Genomic DNA, 18,071 nt, shown 5'->3' with positions numbered 1-18,071 from the left:
GCCAGACAACGTAAAACGGGGCGGCAGAGCCCGCCCCGAGAGGTCTTACCACATCAGCCGACCGATCAGCGGCGCGGCCACCACCGTGATAATGCCGGCCAACATCATCACCAGGCTCGACACCACGCCCTCCTGCGGCCCCAGTTCATAAGCGCGGGCGGTGCCGGCGCCGTGCGACGAGGCGCCAAACCCGGCTCCCTTCGCCAGGCGGCTGCGCACCGCCAGCCGCAGAAACAGAATGTCGCCCACCGCCATGCCGAACACCCCGGTGATCACCACGAACAGCGCCACCAGATCCGGCTGCCCGCCCATCTGTTTGGCGGCCTCCAGCGCGAACGGCGTGGTAATCGAACGCACCGCCAGGCTGCGCTGCACCTCTTCCGGTAGCGTCAGCAGGCGCGCCAGCCACACCGAGCTGTACACCGCCACCAGCACCGCCGTCGTTACCCCGGCGGTCAGCGACAGCCAGTGGCGGCGGATGATATGCAAATTCTCGTACACCGGCACCGCAAAGGCGATGGTCGCCGGCCCCAGCAGCCACAGCAGCCAGTGGGTTTCGCCGATGTAGTCCTGATAAGAGATATGAGTGACCACCAGCAGCAGCACCAGGATCATCGGCGTCAACACCAGCGGCATCAGCAGCAACGTGCGGCGGCGGCGGTACAGCTTCTTGTTGGCGAAGTAAAGCGCCAGCGTCGCCAGGAAGCAGGCCAGGCTGAGGATAAAATCATTCATGGCGCTGCTTCCGCCGCTGCAGCCAAATCTCCAGCCGATACACCCTGTCCACCACCAGCCCGGTAGCGCCCAGCGTCAGCATGGTGCTGACCGCGATCACCAGAAAGATCTTCCAGCCCTCGACCATCAGCAACTGAGCATAGTTGACCACCGCCACCACCGCCGGCACGAAGAACAGCAGCATTTCCGCCAGCAGCCAGCGGGAGCCGGCCTTGACCCAGCTCAGCGGCAGAATGCGCAGCAGGATCAGCGCCAGCAGCATCAGCATGCCGACGATATTGGCGGGGAGCGGCAGGTGGAATTGTTGCACCAGGCGATCGGCGATCAGGAACAGCGCCGCATACAACGCCACCTGAATCGGCACCTGCAAACGGGTCAGCAGGGAGGGGGCAACGCGGCGTAACGCCAGAGACATGAAAGATGACCTCAAACAATAAATTGACGGCCTACAGTATACGCAGCCGGGAAACCACGCCTGAAATGAATTAAAATTATCGACATCATGCCGTCCGGGAATAGTTTCCCGCCGGTAGCGCCCTCAAGGAGAACCCTAACGTGGATGTCCGCACCCTGCGCTACTTCGTTGAAGTGGTGCGCCAGCAAAGCTTCACCCGCGCGGCGGAAAAACTGTTCGTCACCCAGCCCACCATCAGCAAGATGCTGCGGCATCTGGAAGAGGAGCTGGAATGCACGCTGCTGATCCGCGAAGGCCGCAAGCTGCGCCTGACCGACAGCGGCCAGGCGGTGTATCAGCGCGGCCTGACGATCCTCGACGAATTCCGCCAGCTGGAGGCGGAGCTGGAAGACATCAGCTCGGTGAAAAAGGGCGTGCTGCGGCTGGGCATTCCGCCGATGGTGGGCAGGCAGATCGCCGATCTGATCCGCCGCTTTCGCCAGACCTACCCCGGCATCGAATTAAAAATTTCCGAGCTGGGCGGGCTGTCGGTCGAACAGGCGGTGATGTCCGGCGAACTGGATCTGGCGATGACGGTGCTGCCCTTCGATTCGGAACAGCCGCTGACCTTTCTGCCGCTGCTGGGCCATCCGATGTGCGTGGTGGCGCCGCGCACGCCGCAGTGGCTCAACCGCACCCGCATCAATATCGCCGAATTGGCCGACAGCCCGATCCTGATTTATAACGAAGACTTTGCGCTGTACAAGATGCTGATGAAGGCGTTTCGCCAGGCCGGTTTTGAACCGCAAATCGCGGTGCGCAGCGGCCAATGGGATTTCCTCGCCTCAATGGTGCAGGCCGGCGTGGGCATCGCCATGCTGCCGGAGCCGGTCTGCCGCTGGCTGGACAAGGAAAACCTGGTCTGGCTGCCGCTGGAGCCGCGCATGGAGTGGAAAATCGGGCTGATCTGGCGCCAGGGCAGCTACCTGTCGCACAGCGCGCAGGCCTGGATCGCCTGCTGCCGCGACTACTGGCCGCCGCTCAAGTAGCCAAAAAACAAGGGCCGCACAGGCGGCCCTTCGGGAAGAAATAAAGAGGAAAACATGATTCCTCTTCTGAGGTTTACCCTTCGCGCTCGATCAGCAGCGCTTCGAGCAGGTCGAGATCGTGCAGCAGTTTTTGCAGCGTCTCGTTGCTGATTTTCTGCGTGGCACGCAGGTGGTACAGCTCGCCGCGCTCGGCGCGCAGCGCCGTCAGGCGGAAACGCCGCTCGAGGTTTTCCATCGCCAGCGCATTCTCGATATCGTCTTTCGACGCGATGCGCCGCCGCAACATGCCCGTCACCCGCGAGCTGACCTCTTTCAACACCTGCGGATCGAGGTTCTCTTCGGTATCGGCGACCAGACGCTCTTCCATTTTATTCACGCTCTCGATCGCCACTTCGGCCGCCATGGCGATCGCCATGCGCTCTTCGTGTTTGCTGGCGCTCTTGTCGGCCACCTGAACGCCGCGCAGCAGCAGCGGCAATGCCAGCACGCCGACGATCAACGACAGCAGGATCACCCCGGCGGCGATAAACACCAGCTGATAGCGCGCCGGGAAGGCGGTGCCGTCGCTCAGCAACAGCGGTATCGACAGCACACCGGCCAGGGTAATCGCCCCGCGCACCCCGGCGAACGACGCCACCCACAGCTCACGCGTGCTGTAGTCGCCAAACTGCAGCGGGCGCTTTTTCATAAAGCGGTTGCTGGCTTTCTTCATCACCCACAGCCAGGTGAAACGCAGCACCAGCAGCGCGGCGTAGATGGTGGCCACGTCGGCGAACAGGTACCAGGTCTGGATGGTCGGATCCAGCTCCGCCTGCAGGATAGAGGTTTCAAGAATGCCCGGCAGCTGCAGGCCCAACATGATGAACACCATGCCGTTGAACACGAACTCCAGCATCGCCCATACGCTGTTGGCGCGCAGGCGCATCGCCAGGGGCGCGTTGCGGATCACGCCGGATTGGCTGATGGTCATCCCCGCCGCTACCGCCGCCAGGATGCCAGAGACGCCGATGTGTTCGGCGATCAGGTAAGAAGCGAACGGCAGCAGCAGCAGGAACACGATCTGGGTCGCCGGATCGTCGCCGCTCCAGCGGCTCATCACCCGCAGCGATTTACTGTAGGTCCAGGTGACCGCCACGCCGGCCAGCAGGCCGCCGATCGCCACTTTGAGAAACTCGAGGGTTGCGCCGCCCACGGTGAACACCATGGTGCCCATCGCCACCGCGATGGCGAACTTGAGCGACACCAGGCCGGACGCGTCGTTCATCAGCGCCTCGCCCTCGAGCACGCCCATGATCGGCTTGGGAATGCGCCCTTTGCCGACGATGCCGGACAGCGCCACGGCATCGGTCGGCGACAGCACCGCCGCCAGCGCGAAGGCTGCCACCAGCGGAATGCCCGGCACCATGGCGTAGATCAGATAACCGACGCCGACCACGGTGATCAGCACCAGCACCAGCGCCAGGCCGAGAATTTCACGCCCGTGGTGCAGGAATTCGCGCGTCGGCGTTTTCCAGCCGTCGGCGAACAGCAGCGGCGGAATGAACAGCACCAGGAACAGTTCGGGATCAAAGTCGACGTGCAGCCCGAAATGCGGCCAGGCCAACAGGGCCCCGATGGCGATTTGCATCAGCGGCAGCGGCACCTGGAACGGCAACATGCGCGTCACCACCCCGGACAGGGAGACCACCAGGATCAAAATGAGGATTGTAAAAAAGATTTCCATGCTTTCCTTAGACTCTACGATTCAGACGACATCGGCTCAGGGCCTGCGTTGGTCCCGATAGTAGATCACTTTTTTTACAGCCGTTAAAGCTTGTTGTGCCTTTCAAAACGCGGTGCAGAGCAGAAGAAGACTTATCTTAAGAAGGGAAATGCCGTGACAGCTTCCCCCGCCCGCCGGGCGAGGGAAACCCGAGGGCTTAGATCGCCCAGCCGCCGGCGTAGAACGCCACCAGCGCCACGGCGATCAGCACGGTGCCGATGTTCAGCTTGCGCCATTCGCCGGAGAAGATGCGGCCGATGACCAGAGAGCTGAAGCCCAGCATGATGCCGGTAACGATGTTGCAGGTCAGCACGATGAACACCGCGCACAGCAGGCCGGCCATCGCGTCGACGAAGTCGTTGAAGTCCAGCTTGGTGACGTTGCTCAGCATCAGCAGGCCGACGTACATCAGCGCCGGTGCGGTGGCATAGACCGGCACCAGATAGGCCAGCGGCGACAGGAACAGGATCAGCAGGAACAGAATGCCGACCACGGTGGCGGTCAGGCCGGTCTTGCCGCCCGCGGCGGTGCCGGCGGCGGATTCGATGTAGACCGCGGCGGGCGCGGCGCCCACCAGGCCGGAGAAGATGCTGCTCAGAGAATCCGAGGTCAACGCCTTGCCGCCGTTGATGATCTGCCCGTCTTTATCCAGCAGGTTGGCCTGCCCGGCCACCGCGCGGATGGTGCCGGTGGCGTCGAACACCGCGGTCATCACCAGCGCCAGCACGCTCGGCAACACCACCGGCTGCAACGCGCCCATGATATCCAGGCTGAAGATCAACGATTTGCCGTCAGCGTCCGCCAGGCTCGGCATGGCGAACAGCCCCTGGTATTTCACCGCCGGGTCGAAGATCAGGCCGATGATGGAAATGGCGATGATCACCAGCAAAATGCCGCCGGGCACGCGCAGTTTTTCCAGGCCGAAGATCACCGCCAGGCCGACCAGCGTCATTACCACCGGGAAGGAGGTGAACGCGCCGAGCGCCACCGGCAGGCCATCCAGCGGATTCTTCACCACCAGGCCGACGCCGTTGGCGGCGATCAGCAGCAGGAACAGACCGATACCGATGCCGGTGCCGTGCGCCACGCCCATCGGCAGGTTGCGCAGGATCCAGGCGCGGATACCGGTGACCGAGATGACGGTAAACAGTACGCCCATCAGGAACACCGCGCCCAGCGCCACCGGAATGCTGATGTGCTGGCCCAGCACCAGGCTGAAGGCGGTGAAGGCGGTCAACGAGATCGCACAGCCGATCGCCATCGGCAGGTTAGCCCACAACCCCATCAGCAGCGAGCCCAGACCGGCCACCAGGCAAGTGGAGACAAACACCGCCGCCGGCGGGAAGCCCGCTTTGCCCAGCATGCTCGGCACCACGATCACCGAATACACCATCGCCAGGAAGGTGGTCAGCCCCGCCACCACCTCCTGGCGCACGCTGCTGCCGCGCGCGGAAATTTTAAAATAGCCATCAAGCCCGCCGGTTGGTTTTGCGGCGTGGTTCGCTTGAGAGTTCGACATAGGTTACTTCCCCTGTGTTTCATGAATCGGCCCGTCGCAGCAGGCCTGTAATCTCGCCCGCGCCCGATCGTCACGTAATCGTTTACGTCACGTTCCGCATCCGTGCCCTTCCGTCGCAGCGCCAACGGCGATGCGCACCAAGGCAAACGTTTAACTCGCAGTGCGCGGTACGGGTGATTTATGGTGGTTTATTCAAGGCAAACGATTATCCTGCCTTCCCTAGCGTCTAATCAACTAAAGATCGCGGCAATTTATGCAGAAAGCGGCGGAAATGGCGCCTGCACGATAAAACCGGGGCGACGAGCGCCCCGGCGAACGCCGTCGCGGCAAGGTTATTGCGTCTGCACCGCAGCGGGATCCATATACATCAATTCCCAGATATGGCCATCCAGATCCTGAAAACCGTGGCCGTACATCACGCCGTAGTCCCGCGGCGGGTGGTAGGTGTTGCCGCCGCCGGCGACCGCCTTGCGCACCAGTTCGTCCACCGCCGCCCGGCTGGGTTGCGACAGGCATACCAGCACTTCGGTGGCCTGCTTGGCGTCGCCGATCGGGTTCGGGGTAAACACCCTGAATTTGTCATGGGTCAGCAGCATCACGTAAATCGTGTCGCTGACCACCATGCACGCGGCGGTGTCATCGGTAAATTGCGGGTTGAAAGTGAAACCCAGGTGGGTGAAAAACGCCATCGAGGCGGGCAGATCGCTGACGGGCAGGTTAACGAAGATTTGCGTAGCCATGGGCTACCTCCGATGAAGAATGACCCCATCGAGTATAGCCCATCCGCTTAACTCAGCAGGTCGTAAGGACCGCCCTGCTCCAACGCCCGCTGGTAGGCGGGTCGGGCATGAATACGCTGCAGAAAGCCGCGCAGTTTCGGGCAATCATCCAACGCGCCGCGCGCCGCCATCGCCTCCAGCGGGAAGCTCATCTGAATGTCCGCCGCGCTGAAGTCGTTGCCGACAAACCAGCTGCCCTTGTTCAAGTGCTGCTCGAGATACTCGCAGTGCGGCGCGATCTGCTTGTCGAGATATTCGCGCTGCACGCCCTTGCCGATCGCGCCGGCCACCGGCCGCAGCAGCCAAGGGATCGGCGGCTGGCCGAGGCGGCTGAACACCAGTTTCATCACCAACAGCGGCATCAGCGATCCTTCGGCGTAGTGCAGCCAGTAGCGGTATTGCTGGCGCGCGTGGAAGTCGGTCGGCATGAACATCCCTTGCGCGTCATAGGCTTCCTGCAGGTATTCGATGATGGCGCCGGATTCCGCCAGCGTCAGATCGCCGTCGACGATCACCGGTGATTTGCCCAGCGGGTGGATCTTTTTCAGCGCCACCGGCGCCAGCATGGTCTGCGGATCGCGTTCGTAGCGTTGCACCTGATAGGGCACGCCCAGCTCTTCCAGAAACCACAGAATGCGCTGCGAGCGCGAATGATTGAGATGATGAACAATGATCATAAAGAAGCTCCTGTCCGCTGCCACACCAGTTCGCCCACCTGCACGCCGTTGCCGAGCTGCAAGGGCACCGTGCGCAACGTCAGCCGATCGCCGCTGAAAGCGTAAAAACGCACCTGACGGCTGCCTACCCAGTTGGGGAACGAACAGCCTTCGACCTGATGCACCACCCGCTGCTCGCTTTCCTCCACCTGATAGCGGCCGAAGTAGCAAATCATATTGATGAAGGCGGCGCGGATCTCCCGCTCGGATCCCTGCGCCAAATCGTCGGCGGCGAAACGCGGCCGCACGGCGCTGTAAAGCTGCGCCGCCATCGTGCCGTTGGTCTCATAATGGATGCGCCCCAGCACCTGCTCGCCCAGCGGGTAATTCAGCTCGCCGTCCTGGTTCTCAAATGCCGAGGACACCAGCGCCCAGCTGCCGATAAATGCGTTTACCGTCATTACGCTTCTCCGGTTAAGGATCGTCTGTAAAGGGTAGTGGCGATTTTTACCGCGCGCCAGCGGATGAAAAAACAATCAGTTTATTTGACAGAGATACTCAAAACTCTCCGATTTTTTATTCCAGCCTGCCGCACTACTATTTAATACATCGAGAGACAACGGGCTCTCATCCAATCAATACGCTGAGGAATACATCATGAAAAACGTCAAAATTTTTGCTACCGCTGCGCTGCTGGCTACCGCTTCTTTCGCTACCTTCGCCGCTGACCTGCCGTCCAGCCAACCCGCTGCAGACGCCCAGAAAATCGGCGTAGTCTCCGTTAGCGGCGCCAGCAACCTGAGCGCGCTGGAAAGCGAACTGGCCAGCAAAGCCGCTGCGTCAGGCGCCAGCTCATACCGCATCGTCGCCGCCGGCGGCCAGAACAAACTGTACGGCACCGCAGAAATCTTCAACTGATCGTCGAACAGCCAACCGACGGAAGAAAGAAGCCCCGCAAGGGGCTTTTCTCGTTGTGGGCAGGCAAAGCTCTTTGTGAACAGTGGCCGCCAGACATTTCACCGATACTGGGAATAACGCCTTACCCTCACCCACTTTGGAGAAATAACATGACCACAGCACAACCTCTGCAAGGCAAAGTCGCGTTCGTCCAGGGCGGCTCACGCGGCATCGGCGCCGCCATCGTGAAACGGTTGGCGAGCGAAGGGGCCGCGGTCGCCTTTACCTACGCCGCCTCGGCCGATCGCGCCGAAGCGGTGGCAAGCGCCGTTACCGCCGCCGGCGGCAAAGCCCTCGCCATCAAGGCCGACAGCGCCGATGCGGCGGCACTGCAGCAGGCGGTGCGCCAGGCGGTCAGCCAGTTCGGCAACCTGGATATTCTGGTGAACAATGCCGGGGTGTTTACGCTGGGCAGCACCGAGGAGCTGGCGCTGGACGATCTGGATCGCATGCTGGCGGTCAACGTGCGCAGCGTGTTCGTCGCCAGCCAGGAAGCGGCGCGCCACATGAACGACGGCGGCCGCATCATTCACATCGGCAGCACCAACGCCGAGCGCGTGCCGTTCGGCGGCGCGGCGGTGTATGCGATGAGCAAATCGGCGCTGGTCGGCCTGACCAAAGGCATGGCGCGCGATCTCGGCCCGCGCGGCATCACCGTCAATAACGTGCAGCCCGGCCCGGTAGACACCGAGATGAACCCGGACGCCGGTGAGTTCGCCGAGCAGCTCAAGCAGCTGATGGCGATCGGCCGCTACGGCAAAGATGAAGAGATCGCCGGCTTCGTCGCCTACCTCGCCGGCCCGCAGGCGGGTTATATCACCGGCGCCAGCCTGAGCATCGACGGCGGCTTCTCGGCGTAACCATCCCTGAAATGCAAAAAGCCCCGTGAAGGGGCTTTTTTTTGGCTGCAAACGGCCGGATATCAGAACGGGATATCGTCGTCGAAATCCATTGGCGGTTCGTTGCTGCTGGCCGCCGGAGCGCTGTTCTGCGCCGGGCGCGACTGCTGCTGGCCGCCGCTGAACTGGTTGCCGCCCTGTGGCTGCTGAGGCTGGCCCCAACCGCCCTGGCCGCCGGCAGATTGACCGGCCGGTGCGCCGCCGCCCTGACGGCCGCCCAGCATCTGCATGGTGCCGCCGACGTTAACCACGATCTCGGTGGTGTAGCGATCCTGGCCGCTCTGATCCTGCCATTTACGGGTCTGCAGGGAGCCTTCGATGTAGACCTGAGAGCCTTTACGCAGGTATTCGCCCGCCACTTCGGCCAGTTTGCCGAACAGCACGACGCGGTGCCACTCGGTCTTCTCTTTCTGTTCGCCGGTCGCCTTGTCACGCCAGCTTTCGGAGGTCGCCAGGGTAATGTTGGCCACTGCGCCGCCGTTCGGCATGTAACGGACTTCTGGATCCTGACCCAGATTCCCGACCAGAATTACTTTGTTTACGCCTCTGCTGGCCATGAGCACTTCTCCCGATGATTGATTTCTACACAGTATAAACGCGTCAGTTTACCACGCTGAGTGCGAAACCACACCCGTGTTGATAAGTGCGAATTGCATTCCAGAATTGTCTTTTCGATCGACCTTGTTACATTCGCATACTGGATATTCATTCAGGTTTTTTTGTGTCATAATTATGCGTTTCGACCTGGCTGTGCCGGTTTTTTGCGAGATCCATCACAAAATCCCCCGCAAAAATCGCGACAGGCGCGGTGTATCATCAAGACGGGAAGTGTAAATGGACAATATCGAAGTTCGTGGTGCTCGAACCCATAATCTGAAAAACATCAACCTGATTATCCCGCGTGACAAACTGATCGTCGTCACCGGCCTGTCCGGTTCCGGCAAGTCATCGCTGGCTTTCGATACGCTGTATGCCGAAGGGCAACGCCGCTACGTCGAATCGCTCTCCGCCTATGCGCGCCAGTTCCTGTCGCTGATGGAAAAACCGGACGTCGATCATATCGAGGGCCTGTCGCCGGCGATCTCCATCGAGCAGAAATCCACCTCGCACAACCCGCGATCCACGGTCGGCACCATCACCGAAATCCACGACTACCTGCGCCTGCTGTTCGCCCGCGTCGGCGAGCCGCGCTGCCCGGATCACCATGTGCCGTTGGCGGCGCAAACCGTCAGCCAGATGGTCGATAACGTGCTGAGCCAGCCGGAAGGCAAGCGCCTGATGCTGCTGGCGCCGGTGGTGAAAGACCGCAAGGGCGAGCACACCAAAACGCTGGAAAACCTGGCCGCCCAGGGCTATATCCGCGCGCGCATCGACGGTGAAGTGTGCGATCTGTCCGATCCGCCGAAGCTGGAGCTGCAGAAGAAACACACCATCGAAGTGGTGGTCGACCGGTTCAAGGTGCGCGAGGACATGGCGCAGCGCCTGGCCGAATCGTTCGAAACCGCGCTGGAGCTGTCCGGCGGCACCGCGGTGGTGGCGGATATGGACGACGAGAAAGCGGATGAGCTGCTGTTCTCCGCCAACTTCGCCTGCCCGATCTGCGGCTACAGCATGCGCGAGCTGGAACCGCGCCTGTTTTCCTTCAACAACCCGGCCGGCGCCTGCCCAACCTGCGACGGCCTGGGCGTGCAGCAGTTCTTCGATCCAGATCGCGTGGTGCAAAACCCCGAGCTGTCGCTGGCCGGCGGCGCGATCCGCGGCTGGGATCGCCGCAACTTCTATTACTTCCAGATGCTGCGCTCGCTGGCGGAGCACTATGAGTTCGACGTCGAAGCGCCGTTCAACACCCTGAGCGCCGACGTGCAGAAGGCGGTGCTGAGCGGCTCCGGCAAAGAGTCGATCGAATTCAAATACATCAACGATCGCGGTGATACCACCGTGCGTCGTCATCCGTTCGAAGGCGTGCTGCACAACATGGAGCGCCGCTATAAAGAGACCGAATCCAGCGCGGTGCGCGAAGAATTAGCGAAGTTCATCAGCAACCGCCCTTGCGCCTCGTGCCACGGCACTCGCCTGCGCGAAGAAGCGCGCAACGTGTTCGTCGAAGACACCACGCTGCCGGAGATTTCCGATCTGAGCATCGGCCATGCGATGACCTTCTTCCAGAACATGAAGCTCAGCGGCCAACGCGCCAAGATCGCCGAAAAAGTGCTGAAAGAGATCGGCGATCGCCTGAAATTCCTGGTGAACGTCGGCCTGAACTACCTGTCGCTGTCCCGCTCGGCGGAGACGCTCTCCGGCGGCGAAGCGCAGCGTATTCGTTTGGCCAGCCAGATCGGCGCCGGCCTGGTGGGCGTGATGTACGTGCTGGATGAGCCGTCGATCGGCCTGCACCAGCGCGACAACGAGCGCCTGCTGGAAACGCTGATCCACCTGCGCAACCTCGGCAACACGGTGATCGTGGTGGAGCATGACGAAGACGCCATCCGCGCCGCCGACCACGTGATCGACATCGGCCCCGGCGCCGGCGTACACGGCGGCCAGGTGGTGGCGGAAGGCACCGTCGACGACATCATGGCGCAGCCGGACTCGCTGACCGGCCAGTTCCTCAGCGGCAAGCGCGAGATCGCCATTCCGGCGCAGCGCGTGCAGGCAGATCCGACCAAGGTGCTGAAGCTGAGCGGCGCGCGCGGCAACAACCTGAAGGACGTGACGCTGACGCTGCCGGTCGGGCTGTTTACCTGCATCACCGGCGTTTCCGGCTCCGGCAAATCGACGCTGATCAACGATACGCTGTTTCCGATCGCTCAGCGCCAGCTCAACGGCGCCACCATCGCCGAGCCGGCGCCGTTCCGCGAAGTGACCGGCCTGGAGCATTTCGACAAGGTGATCGACATCGATCAGAGCCCGATCGGCCGCACGCCGCGCTCCAACCCGGCCACCTATACCGGCATTTTCACCCCGGTGCGCGAGCTGTTCGCCGGCGTGCCGGAATCGCGCAGCCGCGGTTATACGCCGGGCCGTTTCAGCTTCAACGTCAAGGGCGGGCGCTGTGAAGCCTGCCAGGGCGACGGGGTGATCAAGGTCGAGATGCACTTCCTGCCGGACATCTACGTGCCGTGCGACCAATGCAAGGGCAAACGCTATAACCGCGAAACTCTGGAAGTGAAGTACAAGGGCAAAAGCATCCACGAAGTGCTGGAGATGACCATCGAAGAAGCGCGCGAGTTCTTCGACGCGGTGCCGGCGCTGGCGCGCAAGCTGCAGACCCTGATGGATGTCGGCCTGTCCTACATCCGCCTCGGCCAGTCGGCCACCACGCTCTCCGGCGGTGAGGCGCAGCGCGTCAAGCTGGCGCGCGAGCTGTCGAAGCGCGGCACCGGCCAGACGCTGTATATCCTCGACGAACCGACCACCGGCCTGCACTTCGCCGATATCCAACAGCTGTTGGCGGTGCTGCATCAGCTGCGCGATCAGGGCAACACCATCGTGGTCATCGAGCATAACCTGGACGTGATCAAAACCGCCGACTGGATCGTCGATCTGGGGCCGGAAGGCGGCAGCGGCGGCGGCGAGATCCTGGTGGCCGGCACGCCGGAAACCGTGGCCGAGTGTGAAAAATCGCACACCGCGCGCTTCCTGAAACCGCTGTTGAACAAGTAGTATCGCCGGCGTGCGGGCCGTCGCTCAGGCGGCCCGCACGCTGACCCGTTTCGCTGCAATCAAACAGAAACGGGCAAGGTTTCGACATTTTCAGGCATTTCCCTCCGCGCTCACCGCTTTTATCATCAATGTTCCCTCTGCGGCCGCCCTGTCTGATTCAGGCCGCGTCTCACCGGCACTCCGCTGCCGGCCAAGCGTTGTCCCCCATACATTGATAACTGGAGCGACCATGAACATTACCTATGCCTATGCCGCGCATGATGCGAAGTCTGCGCTGGTGCCTTTCGATTACCCACCGCGCGCCCTGCGCGACCACGATGTGCAAATTCAGGTGTTGTTCTGCGGCGTCTGCCACTCGGATCTGCACCAGGCGCGCAATGAATGGAGCAATACCATTTACCCGGTGGTGCCGGGCCACGAAATCGTCGGCCGCGTCAGCGCCGTCGGTGGCCATGTCTCGCGTTACCGGGTCGGCGATCTGGTCGGCGTCGGGTGCATGGTAGATTCCTGCCGCAGCTGCCCGAGCTGCGATGAGGGGCTGGAGCAGTATTGCGAGAACGGCTTCACCGGCACCTATAACGGTCAGGACCGCCAGACCGGCGCCGTGACCTACGGCGGCTACTCCACCGATCTGGTGGTGGATCAGGACTTCGTGCTGCGCGTGCCGGAGAATCTCGATCCGGCCGGGGTCGCGCCGCTGCTGTGCGCCGGCATCACCACCTATTCGCCGCTGCGCCAGTGGGGCGCGGGGCCAGGCAAAAAGGTCGGCATCGTCGGGCTCGGCGGACTGGGGCACATGGGCGTCAAACTGGCGCGGGCGATGGGCGCGCACGTGGTGCTGTTCACCACCTCGCCGTCGAAAATCGAAGACGCTAAGCGTCTTGGCGCGCATGAAGTGGTGATTTCGCGCAACCCGGAGGAGATGGCGCAGCACGTCAACAGCTTCGACTTCATCCTCAACACGGTAGCGGCCCAGCACGATCTGAATCCGTTCCTCAACCTGCTGCGCCGCGACGGCACCCTGACGCTGGTCGGCGCGCCGGAGCACGATCATCCGTCGCCGCAGGTGTTCAATCTGATCATGAAGCGCCGCCGCATCGCCGGTTCGCTGATCGGCGGCATCGCGGAAACGCAAGAGATGCTGGACTTCTGCGGCCAACACGGCATCACGTCGGATATCGAGCTGATCCCGATGCAGCAGATTAATGAAGCCTATGAGCGCATGCTGAAAAGCGACGTGAAGTACCGCTTCGTGGTGGACATCGACTCGCTGCGGGTCTGATGACGGCGGGCGCCCAACGGCGCCCGTTTCTTATAGCTGCTTGATGATCCTGGCCGGGTTGCCGCCCACCACGCAATTGGCCGGCACGTCTTTGGTTACCACCGCGCCGGAGGCAACGACCGCATTGTCGCCGATGGTCACCCCCGGATTGATCACCGCGCGCCCGCCGATCCACACGTTATCGCCAATCCTGACCGGCTTGCCGAACTCCGCCCCGCCGACGCGGGTCTCGGCGTCCAGCGGATGGGTCGCGGTGTAGATATGCACGCCCGGCGCCAGCAGGCAGTTGTCGCCGATATGCACCTCGCACACGTCGAGGATCACGCAGTCGAAGTTGGCGTAGAAGTTCTTGCCCAGATAGATGTTATAGCCGTAGTCGCAGCGGAAGGTCGGCTCGATGGTGCCGCCCTGATAGCCGCCCAGCAGCTCGCCCAGCCACTGTTTGCGCAGCTCGCCCTCTTCCGGCGAGGAGTGGTTATAGCGATGCGTCAGCTGGCGCGCGCGCCGACGTTCGCTGCGCAGCAGGTCATCGCCGGCGTCGTACAGTTCCCCGGCGATCATCTTGCGCTTTTCTTCGCTGATGGCCATGTCGGCCTCCTTATTTTACCCGCGTTTCTTGAATGCCCAAGCGTAGCCGCTTTAGCCCGGCAACAGAAAGGGAACGTTCCCAACTTAAAACCGCGATCACGCTTTAACATGAAAAAGCAGGAGAAAACGGGCGGCGCCGCCGCCCGGCAATCAGGCGCGCAGTTCCTGGCGCACGTGTTCGGGCAGGCCTTCCACCACCAGCTGATAGGAGCTGTCGATCAGCGTGTAAAACTGCGAGTTCGGCAGGTTGCCGTCAAGAAACACCGTGTTCCAGTGCGCCTTGTTCAGGCCGTCGCAGGCGACGATCTCCGGATGGTGTTCACGCAGGCTTTCCGCCAGCTCCGGGCTGGACTTGACCGCCAGCGCCGGCCGCCCTTCGACCTCGCACACCATGGCGAACATCACGTCGCCCACCTTGATCTGGCTGGCCTGCCACTGGTTCTGGTCGCTTTGTTCCGCGCCCGGCTTCGCCATGCAGTACTCCAGCAATGCACTGTTATTCATTGGGTTATTCCCCCTGTAACGTGGCCACAATACGGCGTGCTCCGCCGTGGATGCGGTGCTCCCCCAGCCAGATGCCCTGCCATGTGCCCAACATCAGCCGCCCGTGCCTGACGGGCAGCGTCAAGGAAGCGCCCAGCAGCGAGGATTTGATGTGCGCCGGCATGTCGTCCGGCCCTTCGTAGTCATGCTGATAGGGTGCGTTTTCCGGCACCTGACGCAGGAAATGCTGCTCCATATCGGCTCGCACCGTGGGATCGCAGTTCTCGTTGAGCGTCAGCGAGGCCGAGGTATGCTGCAGCAACAAATGCAGCAGGCCGGTTTGCAGGCGGTGTAAGTGGGTTAACTGGTTGACGATCTCGTCGGTAACCAGATGAAAGCCACGCGCTTTTGCGCTGAGGATTAGCGTTTGCTGATGCCACATGAGTGAGCGCCCCTCAATCAGTATATTCTCTCTCCGGTTTGCGGCAACTTCGGCGGCGCGCCGGCAATAAAAAAGGAGCGATATCGCTATCGCTCCCCGATGAACGTCCCTTCAGACTAACAGGCGTTACTGCACCGCGGCAAACGCCTCGGCCACCTGACGCACGTTGTTGTGGTTCAGGCCGGCCACGCACATGCGGCCGCTGTGGATCAGGTAGACGCCGAACTCTTCACGCAGGCGATCGACCTGCGCCGCGCTGAAGCCGGTGTAGCTGAACATGCCGCGCTGCGCCAGCAGGTAATCAAAGTTGCGCTGCGGCAGCGCGCTCTTCAGGGTGTCCACCAGCGCGTGACGCATCTCGAGAATGCGGGTGCGCATGCTCTCCACTTCGTCCAGCCACTGGGTTTTCAGCTGGGCGTCGTTCAGCACCTTGGCCACCAGCTGCGCGCCGAAGTTCGGCGGGCTCGAGTAGTTGCGGCGCACGGTGGCCTTCAGCTGGCCCAGCACGCGCCCGGCCGCCTCTTCGCTTTCGCACACCACCGACAGGCCGCCGACGCGCTCGCCGTACAGCGAGAAGATCTTCGAGAACGAGTTGCTCACCAGGCACGGCAGGCCGGCCGCCGCGATGGCGCGAATGGCGTAGGCATCCTGCTCCATGCCGCCGCCGAAGCCCTGATAGGCGATGTCGAGGAACGGAATGATTTCACGCTCGGCGATCACCTTGACCACCTCATCCCACTGGGCAGGGGTCAGGTCGGAACCGGTCGGGTTGTGGCAGCACGGGTGCAGCAGCGCGATGCTGTGCTTCGGCAGCTGTTTCAGCGCAGCGAGCATGGCGTCGAACTTCACGCCCAGGCTTTCGCTGTCGAAATACGGGTAGGTATTCACCTTGAAACCGGCGCCGCTGAAGATGGCGACGTGGTTTTCCCAGGTGGGATCGCTGACCCACACCTGCGAATCCGGGAAGTAGCTTTTCAGGAAGTCGGCGCCCACTTTCAGCGCGCCGGAACCGCCGACGGTCTGAACGGTGGCGATGCGCCCCTGCTGCAGCATCGGGTGCTGCGCGCCGAACAGCAGCTGCTGGATGGCGGAACGGTAGGGTTGCAGCCCTTCCATCGGCAGGTATACCGAGGCGCCGTGCTCGACGCTGTTCAACTGCGCTTGCGCCGCGGCGACCGCCCGCATCTGCGGGATGATGCCCTGCGCATCGTAGTACAGGCCGATACTCAGGTTCACCTTGTGCGCGCGCGGGTCTTGTTTGAATTTTTCCATCAGCGACAGAATGGGATCGCCGGCATAGGCGTCAACGTTCTGGAACACGGGGGTTTTCTCCTGGTTTATTTATTGTGGTTTGGGCACAGCGTTACGTTCCTAATATAGACGGAAAACCGCATTCGGTTTTAGCTTTATCTCGCCACCGGCAACAAACCGTTTTCCTTGATGCGATTGAGCACCACCGCCGTTTTGATATGCGCCACGCTTTTGTGCGGCGACAGCGTCTGGCTGATGAACTCGCTCAGCGCCGGCAGGTCCGCCACCGCCACTTTCAGCAGGTAATCGGCGTCGCCGGTGGTCTTGTAAGCGTCAAGGATCGCGTCCACCTCCTCCAGCATCTGATGAAAGCTGTCGATCTGCTCCTGCGCGTGCGTGATCAGGCTGACTTCGATCAGCCCCACCAGCCCCAGGCCGACCGCCTCCGGCGCCAGCCGCGCGTGGTAGCCGCGGATCAGCTGCGCCTGCTCCAGGCTGATGCGCCGCCGCGAACATTGGGAGGCGGAGAGCCCGACCAGCTCGCTCAATTCCTGATTGGTCAGACGGCCGTTGGCCTGTAACAGCGTCAGGATTTTCATATCAAAATCGTCAATGTTGTACATAGCCACCTGTAAACTGTGTTAATAAATGTTGACGTTACAGCCTACCAGTTTTTTTACCGTTGCCGACGTCACACCCTGGCGCTTAAATCGCGTACAGCAGCAACGCCCGGCGTTTTCGCCAGTAAGCGGCATAAAAAACGGCTAACTCATGCAGGTAAACGACAATTAACGGCGAAGTAACGCATAAAACCACGAATGTATAAAAAGGACGCCAGATGAAAAAGCTACTCCCTCTCGCGCTGCTGCTCGCCGCCGGCGGCGCCGGCGCGCAATCCCACCTGGACAAGGTGCTGCAGCAAAAGACCCTGGAGGTCTGCACCACCGGCGACTACAAGCCCTATACCTTCCTCAAGGAAGACGGCGGCTATGAAGGCATCGACATCGATATGGCGGAGTCGCTGGCCAAGAGCCTGGGCGCCAAAGTGAAGTGGGTGAAAACCAGCTGGAAAACCCTGACGCCGGACTTCACCTCCGGCAAGTGCGATATCGCGATGGGCGGCATATCCGTCACGCTGGAGCGACAAAAACAGGTGTTCTTCGCCGACAAGCTGGATACCGACGGCAAAATCCCGCTGGTGCGCTGCACCGACGTGAAGAAATACCGCACTCTCGAGCAGATCAACAAACCGTCGGTGCGCCTGCTGGAGCCGGCGGGCGGCACCAACGAAGCCTTCGTGCACGCCTATCTGCCGAAGGCCAAGCTGACGCTGACGCACGACAACATGAGCATTTTCCAGCAGTTGGTAGACCGCAAGGCGGACGTGATGATCACCGACGCCTCAGAGGCGCTGTACCAGCAGAAGCGCTATCCGAAGCTGTGCGCGGTGAATCCGAGCAAACCGATGCAGTACGGCGAGAAGGCTTACATGCTGCCGCGCGACGATCTGAGCTGGAAACTGTATGTGGATCAGTGGCTGCACCTGGCCAAGGCGACCGGCGAGTATCAGAAGATTATCGACAAGTGGTTGGCGGTAAAGAAGTAACCCGCT

The 18,071-nt window shown here is 61.8% G+C and carries 19 protein-coding genes; 6 read left to right on the top strand and 13 right to left on the bottom strand.

The window, feature by feature from the left end; translation table 11 throughout:
• Positions 1-45 precede the first annotated feature (45 nt).
• Positions 46-735, bottom strand: coding sequence for an LrgB family protein (locus ACJ8PI_RS16670; RefSeq protein ID WP_004936833.1), 690 nt, complete (start codon positions 733-735; stop codon positions 46-48).
• A complete protein-coding gene (locus tag ACJ8PI_RS16665; RefSeq protein ID WP_004936830.1) occupies positions 728-1,150 on the bottom strand; it encodes a CidA/LrgA family protein in 423 nt (140 codons plus the stop codon). The genes ACJ8PI_RS16670 and ACJ8PI_RS16665 overlap by 8 nt, the downstream gene beginning before the upstream one ends.
• A gap of 140 nt (positions 1,151-1,290) precedes the next feature.
• Here ACJ8PI_RS16665 and ACJ8PI_RS16660 point away from each other — a divergent pair, with 140 nt between their 5' ends.
• On the top strand, positions 1,291-2,178 hold the full coding sequence (locus ACJ8PI_RS16660) for a LysR family transcriptional regulator (protein WP_025304429.1): 888 nt from the start codon (positions 1,291-1,293) through the stop codon (positions 2,176-2,178).
• A gap of 73 nt (positions 2,179-2,251) precedes the next feature.
• On the opposite strand, the gene ACJ8PI_RS16655 is transcribed toward ACJ8PI_RS16660, so the two are convergent.
• The 5 genes from ACJ8PI_RS16655 to ACJ8PI_RS16635 form a co-directional block, all read right to left on the bottom strand.
• Positions 2,252-3,901 carry a Na+/H+ antiporter gene (locus tag ACJ8PI_RS16655; protein WP_025304430.1) on the bottom strand — a complete coding sequence of 550 codons (1,650 nt, stop codon included), beginning with the start codon at positions 3,899-3,901 and terminating at the stop codon, positions 2,252-2,254.
• A gap of 196 nt (positions 3,902-4,097) precedes the next feature.
• Complete coding sequence (locus ACJ8PI_RS16650; protein ID WP_033636185.1) at positions 4,098-5,459, bottom strand: NCS2 family permease; 1,362 nt, start codon at positions 5,457-5,459, stop codon at positions 4,098-4,100.
• A 332-nt stretch (positions 5,460-5,791) separates the two neighbouring features.
• Complete coding sequence (locus tag ACJ8PI_RS16645) at positions 5,792-6,199, bottom strand: VOC family protein (protein ID WP_103830357.1); 408 nt, start codon at positions 6,197-6,199, stop codon at positions 5,792-5,794.
• Between the two features lie 47 nt (positions 6,200-6,246).
• Entirely contained in the window at positions 6,247-6,915 is a 669-nt protein-coding gene (locus ACJ8PI_RS16640; RefSeq protein ID WP_039569625.1) for a glutathione S-transferase family protein, read from the bottom strand.
• A complete protein-coding gene (locus ACJ8PI_RS16635; RefSeq protein WP_041036882.1) occupies positions 6,912-7,355 on the bottom strand; it encodes a lipocalin-like domain-containing protein in 444 nt (147 codons plus the stop codon). Before ACJ8PI_RS16635 ends, ACJ8PI_RS16640 begins: the two co-directional genes overlap by 4 nt.
• 196 nt (positions 7,356-7,551) lie before the next feature.
• Between ACJ8PI_RS16635 and bhsA the strand changes: the two genes are divergently transcribed.
• Together bhsA and ACJ8PI_RS16625 are read left to right on the top strand one after the other, a co-directional pair.
• Positions 7,552-7,812, top strand: a complete 261-nt coding sequence (bhsA, locus tag ACJ8PI_RS16630; protein WP_033636189.1) for a multiple stress resistance protein BhsA — start codon at positions 7,552-7,554, stop codon at positions 7,810-7,812.
• Between the two features lie 149 nt (positions 7,813-7,961).
• Positions 7,962-8,711: a 3-oxoacyl-ACP reductase family protein gene (locus ACJ8PI_RS16625; protein WP_039569629.1), complete on the top strand. Its 750-nt coding sequence runs from the start codon at positions 7,962-7,964 to the stop codon at positions 8,709-8,711.
• 62 nt (positions 8,712-8,773) lie between these two features.
• On the opposite strand, the gene ssb1 is transcribed toward ACJ8PI_RS16625, so the two are convergent.
• Complete coding sequence (gene ssb1 / locus ACJ8PI_RS16620) at positions 8,774-9,307, bottom strand: single-stranded DNA-binding protein SSB1 (RefSeq protein ID WP_033654707.1); 534 nt, start codon at positions 9,305-9,307, stop codon at positions 8,774-8,776.
• A gap of 277 nt (positions 9,308-9,584) precedes the next feature.
• Between ssb1 and uvrA the strand changes: the two genes are divergently transcribed.
• Both uvrA and ACJ8PI_RS16610 read left to right on the top strand, forming a co-directional pair.
• Positions 9,585-12,413 carry an excinuclease ABC subunit UvrA gene (gene uvrA / locus ACJ8PI_RS16615; RefSeq protein WP_060427051.1) on the top strand — a complete coding sequence of 943 codons (2,829 nt, stop codon included), beginning with the start codon at positions 9,585-9,587 and terminating at the stop codon, positions 12,411-12,413.
• Between the two features lie 229 nt (positions 12,414-12,642).
• A complete protein-coding gene (locus tag ACJ8PI_RS16610; RefSeq protein WP_060438292.1) occupies positions 12,643-13,695 on the top strand; it encodes an NAD(P)-dependent alcohol dehydrogenase in 1,053 nt (350 codons plus the stop codon).
• A gap of 30 nt (positions 13,696-13,725) precedes the next feature.
• Here ACJ8PI_RS16610 and maa read toward each other — a convergent pair whose 3' ends face one another.
• The 5 genes from maa to ACJ8PI_RS16585 all read right to left on the bottom strand — a co-directional run bounded on the left by maa (position 13,726) and on the right by ACJ8PI_RS16585 (position 17,082).
• Complete coding sequence (gene maa, locus ACJ8PI_RS16605) at positions 13,726-14,283, bottom strand: maltose O-acetyltransferase (RefSeq protein ID WP_041036886.1); 558 nt, start codon at positions 14,281-14,283, stop codon at positions 13,726-13,728.
• A gap of 150 nt (positions 14,284-14,433) precedes the next feature.
• Positions 14,434-14,787 (bottom strand): MmcQ/YjbR family DNA-binding protein, encoded by a 354-nt coding sequence (locus ACJ8PI_RS16600; protein ID WP_019453210.1) that lies wholly within the window; start codon positions 14,785-14,787, stop codon positions 14,434-14,436.
• 4 nt (positions 14,788-14,791) lie between these two features.
• Positions 14,792-15,208 carry a secondary thiamine-phosphate synthase enzyme YjbQ gene (locus tag ACJ8PI_RS16595; protein ID WP_004936779.1) on the bottom strand — a complete coding sequence of 139 codons (417 nt, stop codon included), beginning with the start codon at positions 15,206-15,208 and terminating at the stop codon, positions 14,792-14,794.
• 126 nt (positions 15,209-15,334) lie between these two features.
• Positions 15,335-16,528: an amino acid aminotransferase gene (locus tag ACJ8PI_RS16590; RefSeq protein WP_033649714.1), complete on the bottom strand. Its 1,194-nt coding sequence runs from the start codon at positions 16,526-16,528 to the stop codon at positions 15,335-15,337.
• Between the two features lie 86 nt (positions 16,529-16,614).
• Positions 16,615-17,082 carry an Lrp/AsnC family transcriptional regulator gene (locus ACJ8PI_RS16585; protein WP_004936775.1) on the bottom strand — a complete coding sequence of 156 codons (468 nt, stop codon included), beginning with the start codon at positions 17,080-17,082 and terminating at the stop codon, positions 16,615-16,617.
• A 215-nt stretch (positions 17,083-17,297) separates the two neighbouring features.
• On the opposite strand from ACJ8PI_RS16585, the gene ACJ8PI_RS16580 reads away from it, so the two are divergent.
• Positions 17,298-18,065 (top strand): transporter substrate-binding domain-containing protein, encoded by a 768-nt coding sequence (locus ACJ8PI_RS16580; RefSeq protein WP_033636197.1) that lies wholly within the window; start codon positions 17,298-17,300, stop codon positions 18,063-18,065.
• Positions 18,066-18,071 lie beyond the last annotated feature (6 nt).

The sequence above is a fragment of the Serratia sp. CY82433 genome (genome assembly GCF_052166535.1).
In the GTDB taxonomy this organism is placed as follows: domain Bacteria; phylum Pseudomonadota; class Gammaproteobacteria; order Enterobacterales; family Enterobacteriaceae; genus Serratia; species Serratia sarumanii.
This window is presented reverse-complemented; position numbering and strand designations above follow the sequence as displayed.